This is a genomic window from Bradyrhizobium sp. (genome assembly GCF_016462955.1).
In the GTDB taxonomy this organism is placed as follows: domain Bacteria; phylum Pseudomonadota; class Alphaproteobacteria; order Rhizobiales; family Xanthobacteraceae; genus Bradyrhizobium.
Map to the genome: position 1 here is coordinate 1 of NZ_JAEMSD010000266.1, position 4621 is coordinate 4621.

General features: G+C 65.3%; 3 protein-coding genes. 2 read left to right on the forward strand and 1 reads right to left on the reverse strand.

All coding sequences use genetic code 11. The features are described from left to right. Positions 1 to 1513, reverse strand: a 1513-nt coding sequence (locus JHD07_RS23865) for a PAS domain S-box protein (RefSeq protein ID WP_291626516.1), incomplete at its 3' end; no start/stop codon positions are given. Positions 1514 to 1741: 228 nt separating this feature from the next. Between JHD07_RS23865 and JHD07_RS23870 the strand changes: the two genes are divergently transcribed. Both JHD07_RS23870 and JHD07_RS23875 read left to right on the forward strand, forming a co-directional pair. Continuing rightward, positions 1742 to 2833 (forward strand): putative zinc-binding peptidase, encoded by a 1092-nt coding sequence (locus tag JHD07_RS23870; RefSeq protein ID WP_291626518.1) that lies wholly within the window; start codon positions 1742 to 1744, stop codon positions 2831 to 2833. A gap of 163 nt (positions 2834 to 2996) precedes the next feature. Further along, positions 2997 to 4621, forward strand: a 1625-nt coding sequence (locus JHD07_RS23875) for an acetyl-CoA carboxylase biotin carboxylase subunit (RefSeq protein WP_291626520.1), incomplete at its 3' end; no start/stop codon positions are given.

Consider the following 4621-nt stretch of genomic DNA (forward strand, 5'->3'; position numbering starts at 1 on the left):
GTTGCGCGGTCAGCTTGGACGCGCGCTCGACCGTGTCGGAAATAGCGTCGACATAGCGGCGGCGCCGCTCCTCGGGCCGCTCGCGGCGGCGCAGGAAGTCCGTTGCCGAGCGGATGATGGTGAGGAGATTGTTGAAATCGTGCGCGACACCGCCGGTCAGCTGCCCGATCGCCTCCATCTTCTGCGACTGCCGCAGCGCGTCCTCGCCGCGACGGCGCTCGGTGATGTCGACGGCCTCGGGCACGGCGCCGGTGATGTTGCCGTGGCGGTCGAGCACGGGACGCATGCCGAAATCGAAGTCGCGCTCGCCGATGGGCAGGCGCAGACGCATCTCCAGGCGGACCGCTTCACCCTTCAGCACGGTGTCGAAGGCCTGGCGCACCAGCGCGCTCATGCCCTCCGTTTCGCTGAACCAGGGCGTCTCCCATAGCGGCTTTCCGATCACTTCCGAAGAGCTCGCCTTGATGCCGTCGAGCGCGGTCCTGTTGGCGTAGACCAGCTCCCCTCTCAGATTGACCAGCCCCTGATACTGATTGCTGGTCTCCAGCATCGCGCGCAGCCGGGCCTCGTTGGCTTCGAGCTCGGCGGTACGCTGGGCGATGCGTTCTTCCAGAGTCTCGTTGAGCTGCCGGAGCTCGATCTCCGCCTGCTTGGCGACGGTGATGTCGTGGGCGACCCCGATGAAGCCGATATGCTTGCCGGTCGGGTCCCAGCGCGGCTGCGATTCCGATCGCAGCCAGCGCCATTCGCCGCCGGCGTTCCTGTAGCGCGCTTCCAGCACGAAGGGCTTCAGGGAGGCTTCGCCCTCAACCGATTGCTGGAGCACGCGCGGCAGGTCGTCGGGATGCAGCACCTTACGCCAGTCGAAATCGATGGCCTCATCGTAGGGCAGGCCGACGAAATCGACATAGGCCTGGTTGGCGAAGGAGCGCTTGCGGTCGAGCTTGGTCACCCAGATCGGCACCGGCGCGCTGTCGGCGATCAGGCGAAAGCGTTCCTCACTCTCGCGCAGCGTTTCGCGCGCGAGCGCCTGGTCGGTGATGTCGATGTGGGCGCCGACGAGGCGGAGGGCGCGGCCATCCTTGTCGCGCTCGATCTTGGCGACGACCCGGATCCAGCGCGTCTCGCCGTCGCTCGGACGGATGATGCGGTATTCGGCAGTGTAATCCTCGCTCGTTCCGGCGAGAGCGTCCAGGAAATGCCTGACCGTCGCGTCCCGGTCTTCGGGATGGATGCGGTTGACCCAAGCCTCGTGCGTTTCGTCCGCCGCCTCGGGGGGCAGGCCGTGGATCATCAGATATTCGGGCGAACGGCGGTTCTTGAACCCCTCGCGGAAATCGACTTCGACGCCGCCGACCTTGCCGATGCGCTGGATCCGTGCGAGCTCGGCCTCGCGCTCCTGCAGCGCGCGATAGGCGTTGTCGCGCTCGCGCGCGACGTCTTCGAGGTGCTGGCGCAGCCTTTCGGCGGCGATGGTCTCAGGCAAGGGATCGTTCAAGGCATCGGCCATCATGCAAGTGAGCGCTTGCCGGACCGATATTCACACAGACGGGGCGTGATGACCATTGTTTAGAGGATAAATTGACGGGAAATGACTGCGCACACGCGTTGGCGCCGAGAACTCCGCTAAGCAACGTCCGGTCTGTCAATTTGTTCCAGACGCTGGAACGATCCGCCGATCGAAGCGTCTTCGCGAGGCGCCAGTTTTCTCTTAATGCTCCCTTTCCAGAGAGGCCAGATCTTGAAGCTCTTTGTCTGCCAGGCCTGCGGCAATGTTCTCTATTTCGAGAACCGGGCCTGCGAACGCTGCGGCCACCGGGTCGCCTTCCTCCCGGAGAAGGAGACGATGTCGGCGATCGAGCCCGACGGGGAGGCCTGGAAAATCCTGGCCGACAAGGGTGAGAGCCGGATGCTGTGCCGAAACGCCGAATATGACGCCTGCAACTGGCTGACGGACGCCGGCGATACCACCGGTTATTGCCGCGCCTGCCGCCACAACGGCATCGTCCCGGATTTGTCCGACCCGGTTCAGCTTGCCGGCTGGCGCGAGCTGGAGGTGGCGAAACACCGTCTGTTCTATTCCCTGATCCGCTGGAAGCTGCCGCTCGAAACCCGGCAGGACAACCCCGAGCACGGCCTGATCTTCCATTTTCTTGCCGACGATCCCAACAGTGGGGAGAGGGTCATGACCGGCCACGACAACGGCCTGATCACGATCGCGCTCACCGAGACCGACGAGATCGAGCGCGAGCGGCGCAGGCTCGAGATGGGCGAGCCCTATCGGACGCTGCTCGGGCATTTCCGTCACGAGGTCGGGCACTATTTCTGGGATGTGCTGGTGCAGGGCGGCGGCAAGCTCGAGGAATGCCGTGCGGTCTTCGGTGACGATTCCACCGATTACGGGCAGGCCCTGCAGCGCCATTATGCCGAAGGCGCGCCGCCGGACTGGCAGCAGAGCTACGTCTCGGCCTACGCCACCATGCATCCCTGGGAAGACTTCGCCGAGACCTGGGCGCACTATCTCCACATCGTCGACACGCTGGAGATGGCCAGCGAGTTCGGGATGGAGGTGCGGCCCAAGGTCGATCGCGACGGGGAGTTGACGGCGCGCATCCGGTTCAATCCCTACGAGGCCAGGGACGTCGAGGCACTGATCGACGCATGGCTGCCCTTCACCTTCGCCATGAACAGCGTCAACCGCGCCATGGGCCTGCGCGACCTCTATCCCTTCATCCTGTCGCCCGCGGTGGTCGGCAAGCTGGGCTTCATCCATGACCTGGTCCGGGACGTGGCCAAGGCGGGGAAGCCCCAGGGAGCGGCGCTGCGTCCTTAGGTCTTCCCGAGCCCGTTTCGGTCTTGCGCTGGTACGCCAGAGGCCCCGGATTTAGACCGTTGCCTCCAGCCCATTTTGATGTACCACGGGAGCCACACGGCTCCTCCCACAGGCCCCAACGGCCGGGGAAGGGTCCCGCCCAAGGTCGAGACTCAAGAAAAGCATGTTCAAACGCATTCTGATCGCCAATCGCGGCGAAATCGCCTGCCGGGTCATCAAGACCGCTCGCAAGATGGGAATTCAGACGGTTGCGGTCTATTCCGAGGCCGACCGCGATGCCCTCCATGTCGAGATGGCCGACGAGGCCGTTCTGATCGGTCCCCCCGCCGCGGCCGAGAGCTATCTGGTGATCGAGAAGATCGTCGAGGCCTGCCGCAAGACGGGCGCCGAGGCCGTGCATCCCGGCTACGGCTTCCTGTCCGAGCGCGAGGCCTTTCCGCGCGCGCTGGAAGCCGCGGGCATCGTCTTCATCGGCCCGAACCCGGGCGCGATCGCAGCGATGGGCGACAAGATCGAATCCAAGAAGGCGGCCGCGAAGGCCAAGGTCTCGACCGTGCCGGGCTATCTCGGCGTCATCGAGGACGACAAGCACGCGGTGAAGATCGCCGACGAGATCGGCTATCCCGTGATGATCAAGGCCTCCGCCGGCGGCGGCGGCAAGGGCATGCGCATCGCCAATTCCAGGTCCGAGGTCGCCGAAGGCTTCAACCTCGCCAAGGCCGAGGCCAAGGCTTCGTTCGGCGACGACCGCGTCTTCGTCGAGAAGTTCATCGTCGATCCCCGCCACATCGAGATCCAGGTGCTCGGCGACAAGCACGGCAACGTGATCTATCTCGGCGAGCGCGAATGCTCGATCCAGCGCCGCAACCAGAAGGTCATCGAGGAGGCGCCGTCGCCGCTGCTGGACGAGGCGACGCGCCGCAAGATGGGCGAGCAGGCGGTCGCACTGGCCAAGGCCGTGAACTACGATTCCGCCGGCACCGTCGAGTTCGTCGCCGGCCAGGACAAGAGCTTCTATTTCCTGGAGATGAACACCCGTCTTCAGGTCGAGCATCCCGTGACCGAGCTCGTCACCGGCATCGACCTCGTCGAGCAGATGATCCGCGTCGCGAGCGGCGAGAAGCTCGCGATCGCGCAAAAGGACGTCACGCTGACGGGCTGGGCGGTGGAATCGCGCCTCTACGCCGAAGATCCGTTCCGCAACTTCCTGCCCTCGATCGGGCGCCTGGTGAAATATCGTCCGCCGGCGGAGGCGAGCCACGACGGCATCACCATCCGCAACGACACCGGCGTGCAGGAGGGCGGCGAGATCTCGATTCACTACGATCCGATGATCGCCAAGCTGGTCACGCATGCGCCTTCGCGTGCAGCGGCGATCGAGGCACAGGCGACCGCGCTGGATTCATTCTATGTCGACGGCATCAGGCACAACATCCCGTTCCTGTCGGCGCTGATGCATCATCCGCGCTGGCGCGAGGGACGGCTTTCGACCGGCTTCATCGCCGAGGAATTCCCCAAGGGCTTTGCGGTGCGCGTGCCCGAAGGCGAAGTCGCACGGCGGATCGCCGCGGTCGGCGCCGCGATTGATCATGTGCTCGGCGAGCGCAAGCGGCAGATCTCCGGCCAGATGGGTGGCCGCGTGGTGCAGCGCGAGCGGCGTCGCGCGGTCTGGCTCGACCGCCAGGAGATTCTGCTCGACGTGGCGCGCGAGGGCGAGGCGATCGCGATCCGCTTCATCGACGCCGACGGCAAGGCCGGCAAAACGCATCTGCTGGCCTCGCCCTGGAG